Annotated in this window: 21 protein-coding genes and 1 pseudogene; 5 read left to right on the top strand and 17 right to left on the bottom strand. The window is 67.3% G+C overall.

Features of this window, described 5'->3' with window-relative positions; all coding sequences use genetic code 11:
* From QC765_RS10885 to QC765_RS10850, 8 genes and pseudogenes are all read right to left on the bottom strand, one after another.
* A pseudogene (locus QC765_RS10885) lies at positions 1-526 on the bottom strand (arabinosyltransferase); the annotation flags it as partial.
* A 136-nt stretch (positions 527-662) separates the two neighbouring features.
* Entirely contained in the window at positions 663-1,055 is a 393-nt protein-coding gene (locus tag QC765_RS16525) for an Rv3202a family protein (protein ID WP_507762903.1), read from the bottom strand.
* Positions 973-1,287, bottom strand: coding sequence for a Rieske (2Fe-2S) protein (locus QC765_RS10875; protein ID WP_278314449.1), 315 nt, complete (start codon positions 1,285-1,287; stop codon positions 973-975). The genes QC765_RS16525 and QC765_RS10875 overlap by 83 nt, the downstream gene beginning before the upstream one ends.
* On the bottom strand, positions 1,284-3,767 hold the full coding sequence (gene nirB / locus QC765_RS10870) for a nitrite reductase large subunit NirB (RefSeq protein WP_278314448.1): 2,484 nt from the start codon (positions 3,765-3,767) through the stop codon (positions 1,284-1,286). Before nirB ends, QC765_RS10875 begins: the two co-directional genes overlap by 4 nt.
* A gap of 290 nt (positions 3,768-4,057) precedes the next feature.
* On the bottom strand, positions 4,058-4,813 hold the full coding sequence (gene dprE2, locus QC765_RS10865) for a decaprenylphospho-beta-D-erythro-pentofuranosid-2-ulose 2-reductase (protein ID WP_278314447.1): 756 nt from the start codon (positions 4,811-4,813) through the stop codon (positions 4,058-4,060).
* Positions 4,810-6,243, bottom strand: a complete 1,434-nt coding sequence (gene dprE1 / locus QC765_RS10860) for a decaprenylphosphoryl-beta-D-ribose oxidase (RefSeq protein ID WP_278314446.1) — start codon at positions 6,241-6,243, stop codon at positions 4,810-4,812. The genes dprE2 and dprE1 overlap by 4 nt, the downstream gene beginning before the upstream one ends.
* 11 nt (positions 6,244-6,254) lie before the next feature.
* Positions 6,255-6,857: a TetR/AcrR family transcriptional regulator gene (locus tag QC765_RS10855; RefSeq protein WP_278314445.1), complete on the bottom strand. Its 603-nt coding sequence runs from the start codon at positions 6,855-6,857 to the stop codon at positions 6,255-6,257.
* On the bottom strand, positions 6,854-7,375 hold the full coding sequence (locus QC765_RS10850) for an SRPBCC domain-containing protein (protein WP_278314444.1): 522 nt from the start codon (positions 7,373-7,375) through the stop codon (positions 6,854-6,856). The genes QC765_RS10855 and QC765_RS10850 overlap by 4 nt, the downstream gene beginning before the upstream one ends.
* A 111-nt stretch (positions 7,376-7,486) precedes the next feature.
* On the opposite strand from QC765_RS10850, the gene QC765_RS10845 reads away from it, so the two are divergent.
* Positions 7,487-7,972, top strand: a complete 486-nt coding sequence (locus tag QC765_RS10845) for a GtrA family protein (RefSeq protein WP_278314443.1) — start codon at positions 7,487-7,489, stop codon at positions 7,970-7,972.
* A 16-nt stretch (positions 7,973-7,988) separates the two neighbouring features.
* On the opposite strand, the gene rfbC is transcribed toward QC765_RS10845, so the two are convergent.
* The 4 genes from rfbC to QC765_RS10825 are packed head-to-tail and all read right to left on the bottom strand — an operon-like array spanning position 7,989 to position 11,596.
* Positions 7,989-8,576, bottom strand: a complete 588-nt coding sequence (gene rfbC / locus QC765_RS10840; RefSeq protein ID WP_278314442.1) for a dTDP-4-dehydrorhamnose 3,5-epimerase — start codon at positions 8,574-8,576, stop codon at positions 7,989-7,991.
* The gene (gene rfbA, locus QC765_RS10835) at positions 8,563-9,447 is read right to left on the bottom strand and encodes a glucose-1-phosphate thymidylyltransferase RfbA (protein WP_278314441.1); all 885 of its coding nucleotides are present in this window, start codon (positions 9,445-9,447) and stop codon (positions 8,563-8,565) included. Before rfbA ends, rfbC begins: the two co-directional genes overlap by 14 nt.
* A gap of 59 nt (positions 9,448-9,506) precedes the next feature.
* Positions 9,507-10,712, bottom strand: coding sequence for an ABC transporter permease (locus QC765_RS10830; RefSeq protein ID WP_278314440.1), 1,206 nt, complete (start codon positions 10,710-10,712; stop codon positions 9,507-9,509).
* Positions 10,709-11,596 (bottom strand): ABC transporter ATP-binding protein, encoded by an 888-nt coding sequence (locus QC765_RS10825; RefSeq protein WP_278314439.1) that lies wholly within the window; start codon positions 11,594-11,596, stop codon positions 10,709-10,711. Before QC765_RS10825 ends, QC765_RS10830 begins: the two co-directional genes overlap by 4 nt.
* A gap of 292 nt (positions 11,597-11,888) precedes the next feature.
* On the opposite strand from QC765_RS10825, the gene rfbB reads away from it, so the two are divergent.
* On the top strand, positions 11,889-12,875 hold the full coding sequence (gene rfbB, locus QC765_RS10820; protein ID WP_278314438.1) for a dTDP-glucose 4,6-dehydratase: 987 nt from the start codon (positions 11,889-11,891) through the stop codon (positions 12,873-12,875).
* Positions 12,876-13,003: 128 nt separating this feature from the next.
* Here rfbB and QC765_RS10815 read toward each other — a convergent pair whose 3' ends face one another.
* Complete coding sequence (locus QC765_RS10815) at positions 13,004-14,146, bottom strand: NAD-dependent epimerase/dehydratase family protein (protein ID WP_278314437.1); 1,143 nt, start codon at positions 14,144-14,146, stop codon at positions 13,004-13,006.
* 136 nt (positions 14,147-14,282) lie between these two features.
* Between QC765_RS10815 and QC765_RS10810 the strand changes: the two genes are divergently transcribed.
* A complete protein-coding gene (locus QC765_RS10810) occupies positions 14,283-15,404 on the top strand; it encodes a glycosyltransferase family 4 protein (RefSeq protein WP_278314436.1) in 1,122 nt (373 codons plus the stop codon).
* A gap of 61 nt (positions 15,405-15,465) precedes the next feature.
* On the opposite strand, the gene QC765_RS10805 is transcribed toward QC765_RS10810, so the two are convergent.
* Positions 15,466-15,918, bottom strand: coding sequence for a DUF4383 domain-containing protein (locus QC765_RS10805; protein ID WP_278314435.1), 453 nt, complete (start codon positions 15,916-15,918; stop codon positions 15,466-15,468).
* A 211-nt stretch (positions 15,919-16,129) separates the two neighbouring features.
* Between QC765_RS10805 and QC765_RS10800 the strand changes: the two genes are divergently transcribed.
* On the top strand, positions 16,130-17,350 hold the full coding sequence (locus tag QC765_RS10800; protein ID WP_278314434.1) for a DUF418 domain-containing protein: 1,221 nt from the start codon (positions 16,130-16,132) through the stop codon (positions 17,348-17,350).
* 188 nt (positions 17,351-17,538) lie between these two features.
* Here QC765_RS10800 and glfT1 read toward each other — a convergent pair whose 3' ends face one another.
* The 3 genes from glfT1 to wzm are packed head-to-tail and all read right to left on the bottom strand — an operon-like array spanning position 17,539 to position 20,102.
* Positions 17,539-18,426 carry a galactofuranosyltransferase GlfT1 gene (gene glfT1, locus QC765_RS10795; protein WP_278314433.1) on the bottom strand — a complete coding sequence of 296 codons (888 nt, stop codon included), beginning with the start codon at positions 18,424-18,426 and terminating at the stop codon, positions 17,539-17,541.
* Entirely contained in the window at positions 18,423-19,247 is an 825-nt protein-coding gene (gene wzt, locus QC765_RS10790; RefSeq protein ID WP_278314432.1) for a galactan export ABC transporter ATP-binding subunit Wzt/RfbE, read from the bottom strand. The genes glfT1 and wzt overlap by 4 nt, the downstream gene beginning before the upstream one ends.
* Positions 19,248-19,259: 12 nt before the next feature.
* Complete coding sequence (gene wzm / locus QC765_RS10785) at positions 19,260-20,102, bottom strand: galactan export ABC transporter permease subunit Wzm/RfbD (RefSeq protein ID WP_444979975.1); 843 nt, start codon at positions 20,100-20,102, stop codon at positions 19,260-19,262.
* Between the two features lie 179 nt (positions 20,103-20,281).
* On the opposite strand from wzm, the gene QC765_RS10780 reads away from it, so the two are divergent.
* Complete coding sequence (locus tag QC765_RS10780) at positions 20,282-21,505, top strand: polysaccharide pyruvyl transferase family protein (RefSeq protein WP_278314431.1); 1,224 nt, start codon at positions 20,282-20,284, stop codon at positions 21,503-21,505.
* The last annotated feature ends 23 nt before the right edge of the window (positions 21,506-21,528 follow it).

Raw genomic sequence — 21,528 nt, 5'->3', positions numbered from 1 at the left:
CGATGTCGATGGTGAGGTTCAGGCCGGTGGGGGTGGTGGCGAGGTCGCTGAAGACACCGACCACCTGCGGCATGAACTGCGCCCCCGGCAGCACGAGATCGGCCTGGGAGGCGCCGCCTGTCGTGGAGATCGCGATATCCGACTTCGTCACCACCACGCGCAGCGACTCGCACTCCGCCATCGAATCGCGCGGCGCCGACCACACCACCGCGTTGCGCGACACGACCTGGGCGTCGGTGGGGGTGGCGCGGACCTGCATGCCGAAGCGGGTGGCGTCGGGCGCGCCGGGCGGGATGGTGGCGGCGACGATGCCGCCGTCGTCGGGCAGCTCGGCGAAGGCCTGGCAGGGGATGGTGGCGTCGAGGGCCTGGGGGAGGTAGGAGATCAGGGGCGCTTCGACGTCGGTGGCCTGGGAGTCCTGGGGCCAGCTCAGGGTGGAGGTGGTCTGGGCGACGGGCATCAGCGGGGTGGCGATGGCGAGGATGAAGCCGGCGAGGCCGGTGATCACCGCTACCAGGCGAGCCATACGAACAGTGCGCGCATCCCTTTTTGTTGCCACGGGAACTGATGGTATTCGGACCTCGTGCACGACGAAGCCCCGGCCATGGCTGGCCGGGGCGTGTCGGGGATCGTCAGGGGTATTCCAGGGCTAGCGAGGACGCCTACTCGCGCGGGTAGTCGTCGTCATCGGGGACCTCCTGGAGCTGTTCCGCGAGATCGGCCTCGTTCGCCTCCATGGTGCGGGAGCCCGTGTCCTGGGTGTCATCGTCCTCGGGGCTCACCGGGGTGGCCTGCTCGATCCGGTCAGCCTCGGAAGCGTCAAAGCTGTCGGACGAGGATGCGCGTGAGGTCATGGTGTCCCTCCTCGTATCGTTCGCGGAAGCCAGCCCGGCCGGGCCGTGCCATCCGCTCCAGTCTACGGAGCGGGCGACCGCGGGGCACGGCAATCCCGTGGCCGCGCTCCGCGGGCAGTCACACGGTGACGAGGATCGTTCCGTCGCGCACCTCGGCGTGGTGCACGGTGACGGGCGCGACGTCGCCGGAGGTGCATTCACCGGTGGCGAGCGAGAATCCGTACTGGTGGAGCGGGCATACCACCACGGAGTTGTCGAGCTGGCCGTCGGCGAGCGGCCCGCCCTTGTGCGGGCAGACCGCGGCGGTGGCGCGAACGGTGCCATCGGGCAGCAGGAAGACTGCGATCTGCTGGCCCTCGACAACGTAGGCGCGCCCCTCGCCGGGCGTGAGGTCGGTGACCGGGCCGACCGGGATCGCGTGGCGGGTGCTCATCGGACCGGCACCTGGGGCAGCGGCAGCAGCGGCAGCGCTGGCGCGAACTGCGCGGGCGAGCGGGGCTCGGTCCGCTCGAGCCACGGATCGCGGTAGCCCTCCACGGACTCCTGCAGGCGCGCGTCGAGACCTGCCGCGATGCCGTCGCTGTCCTCGATCAGCACGGCGCGCAGCGCGTCGAGCCCGATGCGGGGCACGAAGTCATAGGTGCGCTCCAGCCATTTGCCGTTCTCCCGGTAGTACTGCACGAACCGCCCGGCGAGCTGCAGCACCTCGTCGGCCGAGCCGACCGTGGCGAGCAGGTCGCCCTTGCGGATGTGGGCGCCCGCGGCCCCGCCGATATAGATCTCCCAGCGACCATCACCGACCGCCACCACACCGAGGTCCTTGCACAGCGCCTCGGAGCAGTTGCGGGGGCAGCCGGCCACCGCCATCTTCAGCTTCGCGGGGCATTCCAGGCCCTGCAGGCGTTCCTCCATGCGGATGCCGAGCGCGGTGGAGTCGTCGAGGCCGTAGCGGCAGAAGTCGCTGCCCACGCAGGTCTTCACTGTCCGCATGGACTTGCCATAGGCGAATCCGGACGGCATGCCCAGATCGCCCCACACCTTCGGCAGGTCCTCCTTCTTGATGCCGAGCAGGTCGATGCGCTGCCCGCCGGTGACCTTGACCATCGGCACGCTGTACTTCTCGGCGACGTCGGCGATCTTCCGGAGCTGCTCGGGCGTGGTCACGCCGCCCTTCATCTGTGGCACCACCGAGAACGTGCCATCGCGCTGGATGTTGGCGTGCACGCGATCGTTGATGAACAGCGCGCCCCGCTCATCGACCCAGTCCGGGCCCCACACCGTTCGCAGCAGCGAGGCGAGCGGCATCTTGGCCGCAGCGTCCTCCCGGCCTCCCTCGGCGAGCTCGGCGAAGACTTGCGAGACGGCACGCAGATCACGGGCGCGGACCTCGGCGATCAGGTCCGGCTTGGACAGCGGGATGCACGGCACATACCAGTCCGCGGCGGGATCGGACTCCAGCGCGCCCCCGGCGGCGCAGGCAACCACCTCGCCGACCAAGGCCTTGCAGGAGCCGCAGCCCTTGCCCGCCCGGGTCCTCGCCATGACATCGGTGAGTGACTTCGCGCCCTGCTCGACGCAGGAGACGATCGCGCCCTTCGTCACGCCATTGCAGTTGCACACCTGGGCATCATCAGCGAGATCGGCGGCGCCCTGGCCCGGCGACGGTCCACCGAGGTCGAACAGCATGCTGATGCGTTCCTCGGGCAGCTCCACCTTGTCGTCGAAGGCCTGGCTGAGGAACCCGATCTTGCTAACGTCCCCGAGCAGCATCGCCCCGATCAGCTTGCCCTCGCGCACCACCACGCTCTTGTACACGCCCGTGCTGGGCTCGTAGAACTGGACGAACTCGTCATCCTCGCGCTCCGGGCCCTTCACGCCCATCGCGGCGACATCGATGCCCGCCACCTTCAGCTTCGTCGTGATCCGCGAGCCAAGGTAGGCAGCCCGCGGATCGGCGCCGGTCACCACATCGGCGAGCACCACCGACTGCTCCCACACCGGCGCCACCAGCCCATACACCTCGCCGCGGTGCTGCACGCACTCACCGACCGCGAAGATCGCCGACTCGTCCTCGCAGCGCATCTGGTCATCCACGACCACGCCCCGCTCCACCACCAGGCCCGCGGACTGCGCCAGCGCCGTGCTGGGACGGATGCCCGCGGCCACCACCACCATGTCCGCATCGAGGCGCGACCCATCCGCGAACTCCACGCCCGTGATGTTGCCCGTGCCGTCCCGCAGCACCGCGGTGGTGCGGGCCCCGGTATGCACCCGGATGCCAAGCTTCTCGATCTCCTTGCGCAGCACCCGGCCCCCGCGCTCGTCGAGCTGCTGGTTCATCAGGTGCCCGGGCGAATGCACCACCTCCACCTCGAGGCCCTGGGTGCGCAGCCCATACGCCGCCTCGAGCCCCAGCAGGCCACCACCGATCACCACGGCGTGCGTCTTGTCGCGGGAATGCGCGAGCTGCAGCATCCCGTTGGTGTCCTCGATATTGCGGAAGCCGAACACGCCCTTGAGCAGGTGCCCGTCGGTGCCACGCAGGCCGTCGATGTTCGGGAAGAAGCTCGACGATCCGGTCGCGATCACCAGCACGTCGTAGCCGACGACACGACCGCTCTCGCACTCCACCTGCTTGGCGAACCGGTCGATCCGCACCGCGCGATCCCCCGCGTGCAGGGTGACACCGTTCTCCCGGTACCAGCTCATCGGGTTCAGCAGCAGATCATCGTCGTCGATCGTGGCTTCCCCCGCCAGCACATGCGACAACATGATGCGGTTGTAGTTGCCGTACGGCTCATCACCGATCATCGTGATGTCGAACAGGTCCCGGCCGCCGCGGGAGATGATCTCCTCCACCGCCCGCGCGCCCGCCATGCCATTGCCGATGACGAGCAGCTTCCTGGCTGTCATGCGACCACCCGCCCGCGATCGATGACCACCTCGCCCGCGACGGGGAAGGCGCCCTGCAGGAACCGTGGAGTGATCGACATGCGTCCAGGCTCGTCGCCGTCAGTGTCACGGCGACTACCCGAGCGTTACGCCGCAGTCAGGAAGTGCTCACAGCGGCGGAAGGCGCACGGTGCAGGGCCCGGTGGCCAAGGTGCCCCGACGGCAAAAGCACCGGAAACTGGTAGACGCGATAGATAAACCTCGTGTGCTGGTGCGGTTTCCGGTGCTTTTGCCCAGCGGAGGGCGCGAGCCTAGATGGGCAGCTTGCGGAACAGCGGGCGCGGCACGTGCCGCAGCGCGGACATCACGTAGCGGTATGCCGCGGGCGCCCACACCAGTTCCTTGCCCTTGCGGGATGCCTTGACGGCGATGCGGGCGACCTCATCGGCGGTGATGGTCATGGGTGCCTCGTCCATGCCGTCGGTCATCTTGGTGCGCACCATGCCGGGGCGCACGACGGTGACGAAGACGCCTTGTGGTCGCAAGGCCTCGCCGAGGCCGAGGTAGAAGCCATCGAACCCAGCTTTGGAGGAGCCGTAGACGAAGTTGGAGCGGCGCACGCGCTCCCCGGCGACGGAGGAGAACGCGATGATGCGGCCGTGGCCCTGGGCCTTCATCTTCTCGCCGAGGATCACTCCGGCGGAGACGGCGGCGGTGTAGTTGACGGTGGCGAGCTTGACGGCCTCGTCCTGGTTCTGCCACAGCTCCTCGGCATCACCGAGCAGCCCGAACGCGACGATCGCGACGTCGACATCATGGCCGCTGAACGCCTCGTCGAGGGCCTTCTGGTGGCTGCTCGTCTCGAGCGCGTCGAAATCAACGAGGGTGACCGTCGCGCCGGCCTGTCGCAGCCGGGTGGCCGCATCATCGCGGCGGTCGGAGGGGCGGGCGGCAACGATCACGCGCAGCGGGCCCGCCGTCAGGTACTCATCGGCCACCGCGAGGGCGATGTCGGAGGTGCCGCCGAGCAGCAGGATCGTGTTGGGGTTGCCTACAGCATCAATCACAGGAGTTCCAGCCTTCTGGCGAGATCGGAGACAAAGACACCATTGGGGTCCACGGAGCGGCGGACCTTGATCCACTCATCGATCCGCGGGTACATGGCATGGAAGGTCTCGGCGCTGGTGCGGGAGTCCTTCGCGAGGTAGAGGCGGCCACCCATCTCGAGGACCCGGCGGTCGAGGTCGCGGACGAGCTCGTGCAGGCCCGGCTTGATGGGGAAGTCCACGCAGATGTTCCAGCCAGGCATGGGGAACGACAGGGGAGCGTCGTTGCCGGGGCCGAAGCGCTTGAACACGTTGAGGAACGAGTAGTGCCCGCTGTGGGCGATGTCGTGGATGATGCGGCGGAACTCGTCGACGGCACTGATCGGCACGATGAACTGGTACTGCAGGAAGCCCACATCGCCGTAGGCGCGGTTCCATTCCCCGAACAGGTCGAGGGGGTGGTAGAACTGCGTCAGGTTCTGGATCTTGTTCCGGTAGGTGCCGGACTTCTGGTACCACAGCTCGCCGAGCATCCCGAAGGTGAGCTTGTTGCCCATGCCGTTGGGGAAGATATCGGGCAGCGTCATCAGCGTCGGCGCGTCGAACTTCAGCGGGTCCTTCTGCAGCTTCTTGGGCAGCTGATCGAACTTCGCCAGCGACCCGCGCGAGATCGCCGCGCGGCCGAGCTTGGGCCCCTTGGAGATCGCGTCGAACCAGCCCGACGAGTAGTCGTAGTGCTCCTCGCTGCCATCGCTGTGCAGGGCGATCGTCTCGTCGAGATCGCGGGTGCGGTCGCCGTCCGCGATGAAGTACGCCGTCTCCGTAGGGGTCATCTTGATGACGGCGCGCAGGATGATGCCGGTGAGGCCCTGCCCGCCCACGGTCGCCCAGAACAGCTCCGCGTCCTTGCCATGCGGGGTGATCGTGCGGATCTGCCCGTCGGCGGTCAGCAGGTCCAGCGAGACGACGTGGTTGCCGAAGCTGCCCGCGCTGTGATGGTTCTTGCCGTGGATGTCGGAGCCGATCGCGCCGCCGACGGTGACCTGCCGGGTGCCGGGAAGCACGGGCACCCACAGGCCGAACGGCAGCGCCGCCTTCATCAGCTGGTCGAGGTTCACCCCGGCGTCGACGTCAACGAGCTGGGTGTCCGCGTCGATCGAATGGATCGAGTTCAGCGGATTCATGTCGATGACGAGTCCGCCACCGTTCTGGGCCGGATCGCCATAGGAGCGTCCGAGCCCGCGCGCGATGATGCCGCGCTTGAGGTAGGACGGGGCGTCTTCGGCCTTCTCGCTCGCCATGCGAACTGCCTTGGCGATCAGCTCGATATCGGGCGTCGAGAGGACCTCGGCGGTAGTGGGCGCGGTACGTGCCCAGCCTGTGAGGGTGCGCGTCTGCGTGGGCAGCTCCGGCGAGAAGCCCGGGGCCCCGGAATTCGTGGTCGTGGACATCACGGTAGAGATTACTCGCCCCGCGCCGCTTCGGGTGGGTGGACAGCCGGGTTCGGTGCGGTTCGTGGCGTTGCCGCCGGTGTGATGGCCGGCGTGAAGGTGCGGGCGCCGGTGGCCCAGAGCGCGTCGAGGTCCGACCCCGGCGGGTAGCGATTGTCCAGCTCGAGCATGGTGGTGCCATGCGCGAACGACCACAATGCCTGCGCTGTCAGGGGATCACCGGTGACGAGGAAGAACGGTGTGCCTGCCCAGTCCTCCAGGCCTTCGGGCAGCTGGTCGCGGGGGAGTTCCCCGCTCGTGGCGAGCCGGTAGAGGTGCGGGCGCGCCGTGGCCTGGGCGCGGTAGGCGGCGAGCAGCTCGTGGACCGAGCCCGTGGCGGCGTGCAGGGCAAGGCCGGACTGGTGCAGCGCATCGGCGATCAGCACGGCGCGGATGGCGTCGCGGCTGGTGAAGTGCTTGTACAGCGACGGAGCCTTGATGCCGAGCTCGGCGGCCAGCGCGCGCATGGTGACCTCCTCCCAGCCGTGGGCATCGAGGATCGCATGGGCAGTGTCGGCGATCTCGCGAGCGCGGGGGGAGAGCGGTGGGGTCATCTGCGCTGGAGCGTGCGTCACGAGCGGGCCGCCTGCTGCTCGACGCGCTCCTTCAAGGCACGGTTCATGGCGTCGAAGCCATCTCGCACATCGAGCGAGTTGCCGGCGAGGGGCACGAGTGCGCCGCGGAACTGCTCGCCCTGCACGAGCCGCGTCTGGCCGCCAGGCAGCGCCTCGAGGACGAAGTAGTGCTCGCCGTCGACGATGCCGGGGGCGAGGAAGCGCCCGATCCAGCGGAGCTCCTGGGCTGGCTCCGCGACGGTGATGCGGGGCTCGAACGTCATCGCGGACCCGTTGTTGTCGAGGGTGTTGCGCAGGCGTGTGCCGGTGGTGGCGGTGCCAGCCGAGGAGGTGATGAAGGGGTTCCACTGCGCGTAGGCCTCGAAATCGGTGAGCGTGGCCCACACTGCTTCGGGCGGGGCGTCGATGGTGATGGCCGTCTCGATGCCGGGCTTGGTGACGTAGGTGTAGAGGTAGCTGCCGAGCGCTGCGGCGAGGACGGTCGCGACGAGGGCCGACGTGGCGAGGATGACGCGCATGATGCCTCCATGGCTAATGGTGTTAGCTACAATGCTAGGCTAACGGCGTTAGCTGCGCAATGTGCGGCGACGCGCGCCCCGCAACCTGGCGCGCCGCGATAGGCTCAACCGGTGACCCGACAGCCGCATCAGCCCCCCGAGCAGCACCACGAGGTGCCCCTGCCCGTCGAGCTGCCCCTCGACGAATACGTCAGCACAGCGGACGTCGACCTCAAGACCCAGATCATCCGGTTCGGCGTCACCGGCGGGCTCTCCGCCATCGTCGACTTCGGCAGCCTCTTGATCCTCCGCTTCCTCGGCCTCCCCTTCGAGGTAGCCAAGGCCATCAGCTTCATCCTCGGCACCACCACCGCCTACATGATCAACCGGCGCTGGACCTTCAAGGCCGAGCACAGCAACAAGCGCTTCGCTGCCGTCGTCGCCCTCTACGGCCTCACCTTCGTCCTCCAGGTCGGGATCAGCGCGCTGATCTACTACACGCTCGAGGACCGCTGGAACGAGCTCATCGTCATGACCATCGCGTTCGTCATCGCGCAGGGCATCGCCACCGTCATCAACTTCATCGTCCAGCGCGTCGTGATCTTCCGCATCCACTAGCGGGGGAGGGGGCGGGCTACCCCTGGAACCGAGGCAGGATCCCGGCGTCGAGCGCTTCCTGCAGGGTCGGCGCGGCCTTGTCCTTGTCGGAAAGGACCGGATCGAGCGGGCGGCCGGTATGGCCAAGGCGTGGCCAGTCGATGCCGATGGCAGGGTCGCGGGGATCGACGCCATGCTCGGCCGAGGGGTTGTAGCCGCTGGTGACGAGGTACGCGACGGTGGCGGTCTCGCTGAGCGCGAAGAATCCGTGCCCGAGGCCAACGTCGAGGTAGATGGCACGGTGCGAGAGGTCGTCGAGCAGCACGCTGTCCCATTGCCCGAAGGTGGGGGAGCCAACGCGGACGTCGACCACCACGTCGAGGACGGCACCGCTGACGCACTTGACGTACTTGGCCTGTCCGGGTGGCACGTCCGCGAAGTGGATGCCGCGGAGCGCGCCCTCGGCGGAGGTGGACATATTGGCCTGCTCGAGGCTGAACCGGCGCCCGGTCGCTTTCTCGAACGCTTCCTGCTTGAACCATTCATGGAACGAGCCACGGTGGTCGCCGAAGAGGCGAGGCGTGATCTCCCACGCGCCCGCGATGCTGAGTTCACGAAATTCCATCTGCAAGCTCCCGGTGCATCAGGTCGATCAAGTACTGGCCGTATCCGGATTTCACAAGCGGCTGGGCCCGCTCGATCAGCTCATCCTCGGTGATATAGCCGCAGCGCCAGGCGACTTCCTCGGGCGCGCTGATCTTGAGGCCCTGCCGGTGCTCGATCGTGCGCACGAAGTTCGAGGCCTCGAGCAAGGAGTCAAAGGTGCCGGTATCGAGCCAAGCGGTGCCGCGTCCGAGCTTCTCCACCGTCAGGCGCCCGGCGTGCATGTACTCGAGGTTCACGTCGGTGATCTCGAGCTCGCCGCGCGGCGATGGCTTGAGCTCCCGCGCGATCTCCACAACGTCATTGTCGTAGAAATACAGGCCAGGGATGGCGTAGTTCGATTTCGGGCGCGCGGGCTTCTCCTCTAGGGAAACAGCACGGCCATTCTCATCGAACTCGATAACCCCGTAGGAGCGGGGATTGGAAACCCAGTAACCGAATACCGAGCCGCCAGTGACCGTCGAGAACCGAGCGAGGCTGGTTCCGGTCCCGGGGCCGTAGAAAATGTTGTCACCAAGGATCAGGGCCACGGGGCCATTGCCGATGTGATCGGCGCCGAGAGTGAACGCCTGGGCCAGGCCTTTTGGCTCCTGCTGCACCTTGTAGGTGATCGAAATGCCGAACTGGCTGCCGTCGCCGAGCAGGCGCTCGAACTGCTCCCGATCATGCGGTGTCGTAATGATCAGGATGTCACGAATTCCGGCGAGCATGAGCGTCGAAAGCGGATAATAGATCATCGGCTTGTCGTACACCGGAAGCAATTGCTTGCTCGCGCCGAGAGTGATCGGATGCAATCGCGAACCGGTGCCGCCTGCCAGGATTATTCCGCGCATGCCGCAATACTGTCAGGTTCGAGGCCGGATGCAAGCCAGCCCGCGAGCGCGCCGCACCCCTATCGCCGGAGGGCCTCCCGCCACGGGATCCGCGCGCCCATGCGCAGCACCGAGTTGCTGTAGATGCGCGCAGCGAGCAGCGAGATCCCCGCGCACGCCAGCACCATGAGGACGAGCGATCCTGCGATCTCGATGGCCGATGCCTCGCCCGTGGCGACCCGGATCGGCATCGCGAACGCGGAGAACGGGGGCAGCCACGCCGTGACCACAGCCAGCGTCCCTCCAGGATTGGACAGGTTCACGACGCTCGCGCCCAGGCACGCGAACATGACCATGATCACCGGGGCCTGCACCGACTGGACCTCCTCCTGGCGGGACACCAGAGATCCGGCCGCGGCGTACAGCAGGGCGAAGAACAAGTAGCCCAGGATCGCCCACACCACCAGCGAGGCGAACGTGGCGATCTCTCCGCCGGAGACCGAGAGCAACCCCGTGAGGCTCGCGACCACCAGGCCCACGGCAGCGTAGGTGAGAACCTGCAGCAGCCCCGCCGCGCCGATGCCCAGCACCTTGCCCCACAGCAACTGCAAAGGCTTGATCGTCGACAACAGGATCTCGACCACCCTGCTCGACTTCTCCTCCACGACGCCCATCGCGACGTACATGCCGAAACCGAAAACCAGGCCCGTCAGCAGGTACAGCACGACGCCGGCGATGATGGTCTGCTGCGTGGCGTCCGAATCCGGCGGATCAGCAACCTCCACGTCGACCCCCGCCGCAGCATCCGCCGCGAACTCACTGGCATCCACGCCCTGTGACTCCAGAGCTGCATCCATGGCCAGCGCGCCCGCGGCGGACTCCAGCACCGCGACCATGGGTGGCTCCAGCGGCTCCACGCTGTAGGCACTAAGGACAGTGCCATCGCGGCCCAGCAACGCCACCCCGGCATCCTCCTCGTCCACCCAGGACCGCGCCTCCTCGACGCTCGCGGCGTCCCGGGCCTCGACGAGCACCCCGAGCGCCTCGCCCGCACCCTCGACAGCTTCCGACTCCACCGACATGCCCGGCGCCACCGCCACAACGGTCGGCTCCGGCTCTCCATCGCCCCGGAAGATCGAGAACGCCACCAGGCCGCCGACGATGATCACCAGCGTGATGATGTTGCCCACCACGAAGGACTTCGTGCGCACCTGTGCCCGGAACTCGCGCAGGGCTACCAGGAAAACCGCTGAACCACCGGAACTGCCACTCCTGCCACCGCTCATGCCGCCACGACCTCCCTGTACAGATCCGCCAACGACGGCACATGCGACGCGAACCGCTCCACCCGGCCGGTTCCCAGCGCCGCGCGCAGCACCGCCTGATCGTCAACCCCAGGCTCCAGCTCCAGCACCACCACACCATCGGTTTCGCTCACCAGCTGAACGCCCTCCACGCGAGGTACCCAGCCCGGCGGCGCCTCGGGCACCACCAGCTCCAGCATCCGGCCGCCGCGCGACCGCAGCTCCTCCACCGGACCCACCGCGCGCATCCGGCCCTCCTTGATGATCCCGACCCGGTCGCACAACCGCTGTACCAGCTCCAGCTGATGGCTCGAGAACACCACCGGCACTCCCTCCGCGGCCTTCTCCCGCAAGACCTCCGTCATCACATCCACCGCCACCGGATCCAGCCCCGAGAACGGCTCATCCAGCACCAGCACTGACGGATCATGCACCAGCGCCGCCGCGAGCTGCACTCGCTGCTGGTTGCCCAGGCTCAACGCCTGCAGCTCCATCGCGCGCTTGTCCGCCAGGCCCAGGCGCTCCGTCCACCGCTCCATCGCCAACGACGCATCACCGGGCGGCAAGCCATGCAACCGTGCCAGGTAGACCAGCTGCTCACCGACCCGCATCTTCGGGTACAAGCCCCGCTCCTCCGGCATGTAGCCGATCCGCTGCCGCACAGCTAGATCCACCGGCGAGCCATTGATCCTCACCGACCCCGCATCCGAGGCCAGCACCCCCAGGATGATGCGCATCGTCGTTGTCTTCCCCGCGCCGTTCGAGCCCACGAACCCGAACAACTGGCCTGCGTCCACCGAGAACGACACTCCATCGAGCGCCACTACCTTCCCGAAACGCTTGCTGACCGAATCAACTTCCAGCACCCCGACCGCCCTCCAGCCATCTTCCCGCCAACGAGACACACTGTGAGCAACACGCTAGCCGTGGGCGCGGTGGGGCGCAGGGCGAAGCGTGGGATGTCCGGTTTGCTGGGGGTGTGTGCGCTGGATTCCTCGGAAGTGTGCGGTTTTGCACCCTTCGGAGAGCTTGGGAGGGTGCAAAACCGCACACTTCGGGGGAGTCACCCACGTAGTACTGGGCGGCGGGCCCGAGGATGTTCGAGCCGACCTAGGCTGTAGGGACATCGTTCCGGTTGTTGGCGAAGGTGGGTTGAGCGTGCGGGTTCTCGTGACGGGCGGGGCGGGGTTCATTGGTGCGAACTTCGTGCACCTGACGGTGCGGGAGCGCCCGGATGCGCGGGTGACGGTGCTGGACAAGCTGACCTATGCCGGCCGTTGGGAATCGCTAGCGCCAGTGGCGGACCAAGTGGAGCTCGTGCAGGGCGATGTCGCGGACGCGGCGCTGGTCGATGAGCTGGTTGCCCGCCACGATCTGGTGGTGCATTTCGCGGCCGAGTCGCACAACGACAACTCGCTGCGATCACCGGAGCCGTTCATCCACACCAACATCATGGGGACGTTCGTGCTGCTCGAGGCGGTGCGGAAGCACGGGGCGCGGCTGCATCACATCTCCACCGACGAGGTGTTCGGGGACCTCGAGCTCGACGATCCTGAGCGCTTCAGCGAGGCCACGCCGTATCGGCCATCGAGCCCGTACTCGTCGTCGAAGGCTTCGGCTGACCTGCTGGTGCGGGCGTGGGTGCGCTCGTTCGGGGTGGCCGCCACGATCTCCAACTGCTCCAACAACTACGGGCCCTACCAGCACGTGGAGAAGTTCATCCCGCGGCAGATCACCAACCTCCTCACCGGGCGTCCCATCAAGCTGTACGGCGCGGGCGAGAACGTGCGCGACTGGATCCACGTCGACGACCACAACCGGGCCGTGTGGATGATCATCGACCACGGCAAGCTAGGGGAGACCTACCTCATCGGCGCGGACGGCGAGAAATCCAACAAGGACGTCATCGCCGACATCCTCGACCTCATGGGCCACACCTTCGACGAGGTGGAGCACGTCACCGACCGTCCCGGCCACGACATGCGCTACGCCATCGACGCCACCCGCCTGCGCACCGAGCTCGGCTGGCAACCGCACTACCGCGACTTCCGCGACGGTCTCGCCGCCACCATCGACTGGTACCGCGACAACGCCGACTGGTGGAAGCCCGTCAAGGACGCCACCGAGCAGCAGTACGAGGGGTAGCGCGGGGCGCAGCGGGAGGCTCGCGGCAAAGGCCTATGAGACTCAACGGAATGTGGCCGGAAACGGGGCGAATCGTAGCGTTTCATAGGCTTTTGTCGGCAGGAAGGTCGCCAGGAAGCCCGCCCCAGCTAGCCGCCCTGCGCGACGTACTGCTGGTGAAATGCCGTCATGGTCTCGCGGAGCAGGTCGGGGAGGTTCTTGCGGGGAGTCCAGCCGAGCTGGCGCTTGGCGTTTTCGATGCTGGGCATGCGCCGGTCGCAGTCCTCGTAGCCGGGACCGTAGAAGTCGAGGGAGGAGATGGATTCGATGGGGTGGTTCCGGTAGCTGTCGTCACCGGTGATGTCGGCGTAGATCCTGCGCATCAGCTCGGCGAGCTCGCGCATGGTGACCTCGTTGCTGGGGTTGCCGATGTTGAAGATCTGGTTCTGCGCGCCGTCGGGGTTGTCGAGCATCAGCATGAGCGCGTCGACGGCATCCTCGATGGAGATGATAGTGCGTCGCGCGCCGCCGCCATCGACGAGCTGCATGGGAGTGCCATCGATGAGGGCGGACATGAAGGAGGCGAGCACCCGTGGCGTGCCCTCGCCGTCGTGGCCGGGCAGGTAGTCCATGCGTGGTCCGAAGAAGTTCAGCGGCCGCACGATGGTGTAGGGCATGCCGGTCTCGTCGTTGTAGGCGTGGATCAATCGCTCCATCACCTGCTTCGCTGATGCGTAGGTCCAGCGCAGGTTGGAGATCGGTCCCATGATCAGGGGCGTGGAGTCTTCGCGCAGCTCATAGAGGTCGGGATCGTCGTAGGTGTTGCCCGGCAGGTAGCTCGCGATGGTGCGTCCATACACCTCGCTGGTGGAGAAATGGATCAGCCACTTCCGATGCTTGGCGCACAGCACGGGCACCTGGTAGGTGTCGAACAAGTTGGAGTGCAGCACCCGCAAGGGGTTGGTGACGTACTCGGCGGGGTTGCAGATCGCGGCGAGGTTCATGACGACGTCCGCACGGGCGATGTGTGGCTCGAGCGCGGCGATCGCCTCGGGGCTCGACAGGTGCGCGCGGTGGAACTCGAATCCTGGATGCGCGAGGTGGTTCTCGATCTTCGCGGACGAGACATCCCACCCCGTCACCTGCATCCCGGGGATGGCGAGCAAGCGGTCAAGGAGGTGGCTGCCGATGTAGCCGCCGCATCCAAGGATGAGGATCCTGGTAGCGAACATGGTGATCGATGCCTCCTGCTTCGCGAGCCGATGCGTCCTGGCAGCCGGTCCTTGTGCCATATCGGGCATTCTGCCGCTTTTGTAACGTTGTGGCAGGTTGCGGAGCTTTGTGCGGAGTGTCGCGCCGGGGGTTGTGGCAGAGTCCGCTGGCAGCGGCGACTTCGCCGCGGCTGGCATGGCAGGAGGGATTCGCCCCATGAACGATCCGCGGGGCCTGAAGGTCCACATCGTCGGGTTCTCGTCATCGAACAACTCGCTCACCAGGGCCCTGAGCCACGGGCTCGCCGCGCGCGAGATCGCCGACGTCGAGATCCACGCGTTCCGCACCGGTGCCCTGTGGGTCGGTGCCTCGAAGTACCCCTTCGATGTTCACGTGTTCGGGAAGAAAGAGATCGACGATCTTGCCCGGCGCATCGACAGGGATGCGCGGGACCGCCCGGTGGTGGTGTGGCTGTGCAAGGGGCGATGGCCGCTCGACCGCATCGCGAGTGCGCTCGAAGGATCATCCGCCGTGGTGATCGCGGACTTCAGCGACGATGAGCGGGCGCTTTCCGACGCCGTGCGCGATCAGGGCGTTCTCGGCAAGATCCTGCTGTTTCCCCTGATCAAGCACAGCCCATCGGGCACAGCGCGCAGCCAGCGGGCCGTGCTTGAGCGAGCGGATGCCGTGACCGCGGTCAGCGAGCATCTCGCGGGCGTGCTCGCGCGGCAGTATGGCGACTCCCGCTGCCCCACGCGCATCATTCCGCACACGCGGGAGAACTTCCCCGATGGCCCGACGGGTACCAGTGCCACTGCCGATCGCATCCGTGCCGGATTCCTGGGCACGGTCCGCCAGCACAAGCGTCTCGACCGCTTGATCGCCCTGACTCGGCATGATCCGCGCATCCACGGGGTGATCTACCGCCAGCACGGGGTGTCGATCCCCGGCGATGTTGCCGACCGCTGGACCCTCATCGATCCGGACACCCCGCTCCCTGAGGCCTACGCGTTGATCGATGTGCTGGTCATCCCCTCGGAGGAGGACGTAGCCATCACGGCCTCGCAACTGCCAGCGAAGCTCGTGGACGCGGCGGTCGCGGGCTGCGCCGTGCTGGCTACACCTACCCCTGCGATCAGTGAGTACGCCCGCGACGCGATTCTCGCGGTGCGGGACTGGGAGGATCAGGGCGAGCTCTCGGGCCTTCTCGAGCCGGAGCGCATCCGGGAGTCGGGGCAACGGATGCGAGCGCTGTACGAGGACCGGTTCAGCCCCCGCAGGACCGCGGCCCAGCTCGCGGCGCTGCTGTCCGACCTGGGCATCGCGGTACCGAACTAGGAGTGGCACGACCGGGGCCCCACGCAGATCATGCGAGGGGCCCCGGTCGAGTCCTGCTGGGTCAGCTTGTGGCCTTGTCCAGCTTGGTGGCGGCAATGCCCGCACCGACCATCACGGCGCCGAGCACGAAGTGCAACCAGTTGTCAGCGGTGTTGAGGCCGACGAAGTTGAAGTCGCTGTCCAGGTCGATGACCAGGCCGTAGATCCACAGCACGAGGTAGACGGCACCGCCGGCGAGGAGGAACCAGCGGGCACCGGCCGCGGTGCGGGCCAGGACGAGACCGACCACGCCGAACAGCAGGTGCACGATGTTGTGCAGCACGGAGACGGCGAAGATGCCGAGCAGCTGGGCGTGCTCGGTGCCATGGCCATGGCCGGCGAAGGCGAGGTTGTCATAGTTGGTGGTGATGCCGGGGATGAACCCGAGGATCCCGACGAGAAGGAACACGGCACCAAAGACACCGGCGATGATCTGGCCGGTGGACTTGCCATTGAGTATTGCTGGACGGGTCACAGGAGTGATCCTTTCTGTAGGTTGCGCTCTGCCGGTCATTCGCTGGCCAGCTACCTGGTGGATTGGCCGTTGACATGCGGCGATCATCACATCGTCCGTGTGGAACGGATCCACGCCAGCAGGCGATCGCGCGTGCGGATGCCGTGGGCCGGGGGCGTCGATATACTCCCGGCAGGCGCGACAATCTGTCGCAAAACCGGGAGGAGCCGTCATGGCAAAGGATCTCGCGCGCGGTCCCGCCCGCACCGGCGAACGAGCGCTCGCCCCTGACCTCGCCCGCGGCTTCATGCTGCTGCTCATCGCCATCGCGAACACCCCGTGGTACCTCTGGGGGCGCGAGGGGGATCGGCTCGCTGCGCATCCTCCCGGGGGGTCAACCCTGGATCAAGTGACGCAGGCCGTCATCATCACGACTGTTGACCTGCGCGTCTATCCGATGTTCGCGTTCCTCTTCGGCTATGGCATCGTCATGCTCTATCAGCGGCAGCTCGCCGCGGGAACCTCCGAGCGGGCCGCGCGCGCCCTGCTCCAGCGCCGCAACCTGTGGTTGGTCGTCTTTGGCTTCGTGCATGCGCTGCTGCTGTGGTTCGGCGACATCCTCGGCGCCTACGGGCTGGTCGGGCTCATCCTGGTGTGGTTGTTTCTCCGCCGCGCTGATCGGACCTTGCTGCTGTGGAGCGCGATCGGTGGCGGCATCCTGATCCTCCTGACCGTGACGGCTCTGGTCACCGCGCAAATGGTGCCGCCCGCGGACCAGCCGACTGAATCCTTCAACCCGTACTTCATCATCGAAGCCGCGAATGGCGAGTCGGACTACTTCGCTACGGCAGTGACGCGCGTTGTCTTCTGGGGCATTCTGAGCATTCTCCAGGGAATCGTCAGCCTCGCCGTCCCCATCGCGATCCTGCTCGGCATCTGGGCGGCACGCCATCGCATCCTCGAGCAGCCGGGCCAGCACCTGCGGCTCCTGCGCATCACCGCCATCACGGGCATCGCGACGGGGTGGGCCGGTGGCGCGTTCGCGGCATCAGCGAAGCTCGGTGCGTGGGAGCCGACCGAGACGATGCGCGGCGCGATCGAACTGGTACAGCTCAGCACCGGACTCGCCGGCGGGGTCGGCTATGTCGCCCTGTTCGGGCTGCTCGGGCACTGGCTGCAACCACGGGCGCCCCTGGGCATGGTCGGCACCGCCATCACTGCCGTCGGCAAGCGATCCCTGTCCTGCTACCTGGCGCAATCCATCCTGTGCGCGCCGATCCTCGCCGCCTGGGGCCTCGGCCTGGGCGAGCACCTGCACAGCGCCAGCATGGCTGCCTACGCCATCGCCGTGTGGGTGATCATCGCGGCATGGGCGTACTGGCTGGAGCGCGGCGGCAAGCAAGGGCCGTTCGAGAAGTTGCTGCGCGGCCGCGTCTACGGGCGAGCGGGGTAGGGGCTTCGAGGCTGCCGGTCGTTGCAGCCCGCCTGGCCACAACTGGACCTTGCGCAGCGCCAAACGCGATAGAAGCCGCAGAAAACCCAGGACCGTTTCTATCGCGTTTGACGGTTTCCCGTGCTTTTGCCCGGCCCGGAACCTGGCACCTGGCGCGGCACCCGGCCCGGCCCGGCCCGGCAAACACGCTAAGGCCGCCGGAACTGCTCCTCGCGCCCGAGCTTGCGCAGCCGGTTCCATTCGCGCCAGCCCGCGACGTCGCGCTTGCTCACCAGGAAGTACCAGCTGAACCGCACCCACTCCTGGAGTAGCAGCTTGCGCATCCCCGGCTGCGAGAGCAGGTAGCCACGATTGCGATAGGTGAAGTATCGCTTGGTCTCGTTGTCCGGGTACTGGGTGTGCATGCGCCCGCCCAGGATCGGCTTGAACTCGTCGGATCCATCGGGATGCAGGTACGCGGCCTGCAGGCAGGTGCCGAACGGCAGGCCGGATCGCACGAGGCGGCGGTGCACATCCACCTCGTCGCCGCGGACGAAGAGGCGCAGGTCGGGCACGCCCACTGATTCGAGGGCGGCGGCGGAGAACAGCGCGCCGTTGAACAGCGACGCGATGCCGGGCAGCAGGTCCTCGTCGCCGAGCTCGTGCCGCCAGCGCCGCCACACCAGGCCGCGGCGCAGCGGGAACGCCAGCCGATCGGGCTCGTCGATGTTGCACACCACCGGCGATACCTCGGATAGCCCGTTCCGCTCCGCGCAATCGAGCAGGGTGGCCAGCACGGCGGGCCCCTCGGGCCGTCCATCGTCGTCGGCGAGCCACACCCAGTCCGCGCCGAGGGCCAGCGCGTGCAGCATCCCGAGGGCGAATCCTCCCGCGCCGCCGAGGTTGCGCTGCGAGCCCAGGTAGGTGGTCTCGATGGGCTGGGACTCGACGAGCTCGCGCACCTCGGGCTCGTTGGCGTTGTCCACCACGATCAGGTGATCCACCGGCCGATCCTGGCTTGCCACCACGTTGAGGGAGGCAGCGAGCAGCTCGCGCCTGAGGTGTGTGACCACCACGGCAATGATGCGTTCGGTCACAGGTGCTCCTCGATCCCGTCGCGCTTGTCCTCGATGGCCATATCGGCCCGGACCTTGTCGACGATCTGGGCCGCCTCCGGCCCCTTGTAGTGAGTGAGCACGTCCTTGATGCTGCCGCGCTCCCGGATGGTGCCATGGTCGATCCACATGGCGGTATCGCAGAGCTGCGCGAGGAACTCGTCGGAGTGGCTGGCGAAGACCAGGATCCCCGACCGCGAGACCAGCTCCTCCAGCTTGCGGCGGGCCTTGCGCATGAACTCCGCGTCGACCGCGCCGATGCCCTCGTCGAGCAGCAGGATCTCCGGCTCGATGCTCGTGACCACGCCCATCGCCACCCGCACCCGCATGCCGGTCGAGTAGGTGCGCAGCGGCATGTTCAGGTAGTCGCCGAGCTCGGTGAAGTCGGCGATCTCGTCCATGCGGTCCAGCATTTGCTTGCGGGTCATGCCGAGGAACAGCCCACGGATGATGATGTTCTCGTAGCCGGAGATCTCCGGATCCATGCCGACGCCGAGGTCGAAGATCGGCGCCACTCGCCCCTGGACGCGGGCCTTGCCGCGCGTGGGCTCATAGATCCCGGCGAGCAGTCGCAGCAGCGTCGACTTGCCTGCCCCGTTGTGCCCGACGAGCCCTACCCGGTCGCCCTCGCGCAGCGACATGGTGATGTCCTGCAGGGCCTCGACGACCATCACGTTGGAGTTGTTGCGCTTCATCGCGCCGCCGGCCCTGCCGAGCACGGCCTTCTTCAAAGATCGTGTCTTCGCGTCGAAGATGGGGAAGTCCACATACGCCCCGGCGGTGTCGATCCTGACCTCGCTCACGCTGTTCCTCCCTCAGACCCAGTACGCCACGCGGGCGCGATAGTTGCGCATCGCCAGCAGGGTCATGCCCCAGCCAACGACGGTGAATCCCAGCACGATCACCCAGTGGTACAGGTCCACGTGGTTGCCGAGCATGGGCGCCCGGATGATCTCCAGGTAGTGGAACAGCGGGTTGATCTCCACTAGCCGCGCGCGATCAGCAGCCTCCCCGCCCCGGTTGATCAGCCCCTCGGTGGTCCACACGATCGGCGTCATGAAGAACATCAGCAACGTCAGGCTGTTGAGGATCGGATAGATGTCGCGGTAGCGGGTGGCGAGGATCCCGAAGAACATGATCACCCACAGCACGTTCAGCACCAGCAGCACTAGCGCGGGGAACGCCAGCAGGCTATGCCACCCCAGCGGCGGCCGGAACACTGCCAGCATGATCAGGTAGATCAGCATGTTGTGCGCGAAGAACAGCAGCAACCGCCAGGTCAGCCGGTAGACATGCACGCTCAGCGCCGACGGCAGGAACTTGATCAGCCCCTCGTTCTTGATGAACACCTCGGCGCCGTCGATGATGGCGCCCTGGATCATCGCCCACACGATCAGCCCCACCGTGACGTGCGGCAGGAACATGCGCAGGTCGACCTCGAGCAGCACCGAGTACAGCAGGCCCATGGCGACGGCCTGCACGCCGGTGGCGATAGTGATCCAGAACGGGCCGATCACCGAGCGTCGATACCGCTGCTTGATGTCCTGCCAGCCCAGCACCCACCAGAGCTCGCGCTGGGCCAGGCCGGTGCGCAGGTCCTCGATCGCGCGGCGCATCGTGCGCGAATCGGAGGTGATCTCATGCACCTCTACCTGCAGGGCATGGGCGGTCGGCTCGCCGTGGCCTCCGCTGGGCTGTGTTGCTGAGTCGGGCACGGGAGACAAGCCTAGTCGTGCTCCCCGTCCCAGCGCGCGGATGCCGCGCCGATAGCCTCGACCGGGGGACACGGCCAGCAACAGTATTTGCGCCGGACCTGTTGAGCAGTAATGGTTGTCGCATGCCAAAACCGGACATGGGCCAGGATGTCGTCTACCTCATCGCGCCCAGTGGTCACCCCAACTACGGCGATGAGCTGATCGCCGCGCAGTGGCTGCGCTACCTCGCGCGCCGCCGCCCGCGCTCGCTCGTCGTGCTCGACTGCCACACCCCCGGCCAGGCATCGATCCTCCTCCACGGCCTGCACCCCAATGTGATGTTCGTCGACACCGCCTGGCGGCTCGCCTCCGAGGCCAGCAAGCGGGAGCCCGCGCAGGCCGAGGACTTCCTCGCCCATGTCGTCGCGGAACCGGGCCGCGCCTGCCTCATCGTCGACGGCATCGAGCTGCTCGCCCGCGCCTCCAGCATCCACCTGCTCGGGGGTGGCTACCTCAACGCGATGTGGCCCCACCACTACAACCTGCTCGACATCGCGAAGTCCGCCCAGCAACGCTCCGGGGCGCGCCTCTACGCCACCGGGCAAGGGCTCATGCCCGCTGAGGACGCCGGCCGCATCGCCGGCGCCACCCGCCACTTCGACGTCTTCGACGTGCGCGACCAGCCCTCCACGCGCTTCAACGGCACGATCCTCACCGGCGACGACGCCTGGCTCGAACTGCCCACCGCGCCCACCGCGGGCACCGCGGCCGAGGCAGCGCGGCGCGGCACGGTGCTGTGCCTGCAATCCGACCTCACCGGCAGCGAGGACGGCGCTGAGCGGCTCGCCACCCTCGTTCGCGGGCTCCTCGACCACTGGGGCACCCCCGGCAGCGACATCGCCGTCATCGAGGCCATCCCCGGCACCGACCGCGTCGTGTTCGACCAGCTCGCGGACCGCCTCGGCGGGGCACTCTTCGTGCCCTTCACCGAGATCTGGCGGAACGGTTTCCCCGCCAGCCCAGGCCAGACGTGGATCAGCACCCGCTTCCACCCGCACCTCATCGCCGCTGCGGCAGGGGCATCGGGCATCGCCATCAGCGGCCAGCGTGGCTACTACGACACCAAGCACCAGTCGCTCATCGACCTCGGCTCTGGGTGGACGTTGCTGCACGTCGACGACGATCCCCAGGCCGTGCCGCGGCCCACGTCCGGCGGATTCGCTGCGTCCGATGTCGAGATGCTCGCTAGGGCCAAGAACGACCTCGCGGACGCCCTCTACCCGCCAGTTCCCCTGCGCGATCGCGCCCGCGCCCTCGCGCCGCCCCTCGTCAAGCGCGGGGCGAGGAGGATAGTGGGCAGGGGGTAGGGGCCTGCCCGCGGTGGTGGCCT

The sequence above is a fragment of the Hoyosella levis genome (genome assembly GCF_026008515.1).
GTDB lineage: Bacteria > Actinomycetota > Actinomycetes > Mycobacteriales > Mycobacteriaceae > Lolliginicoccus > Lolliginicoccus levis.
Note: the sequence above shows the minus strand (reverse complement) of the source record. Positions and strands in the feature narration are given on the sequence as shown.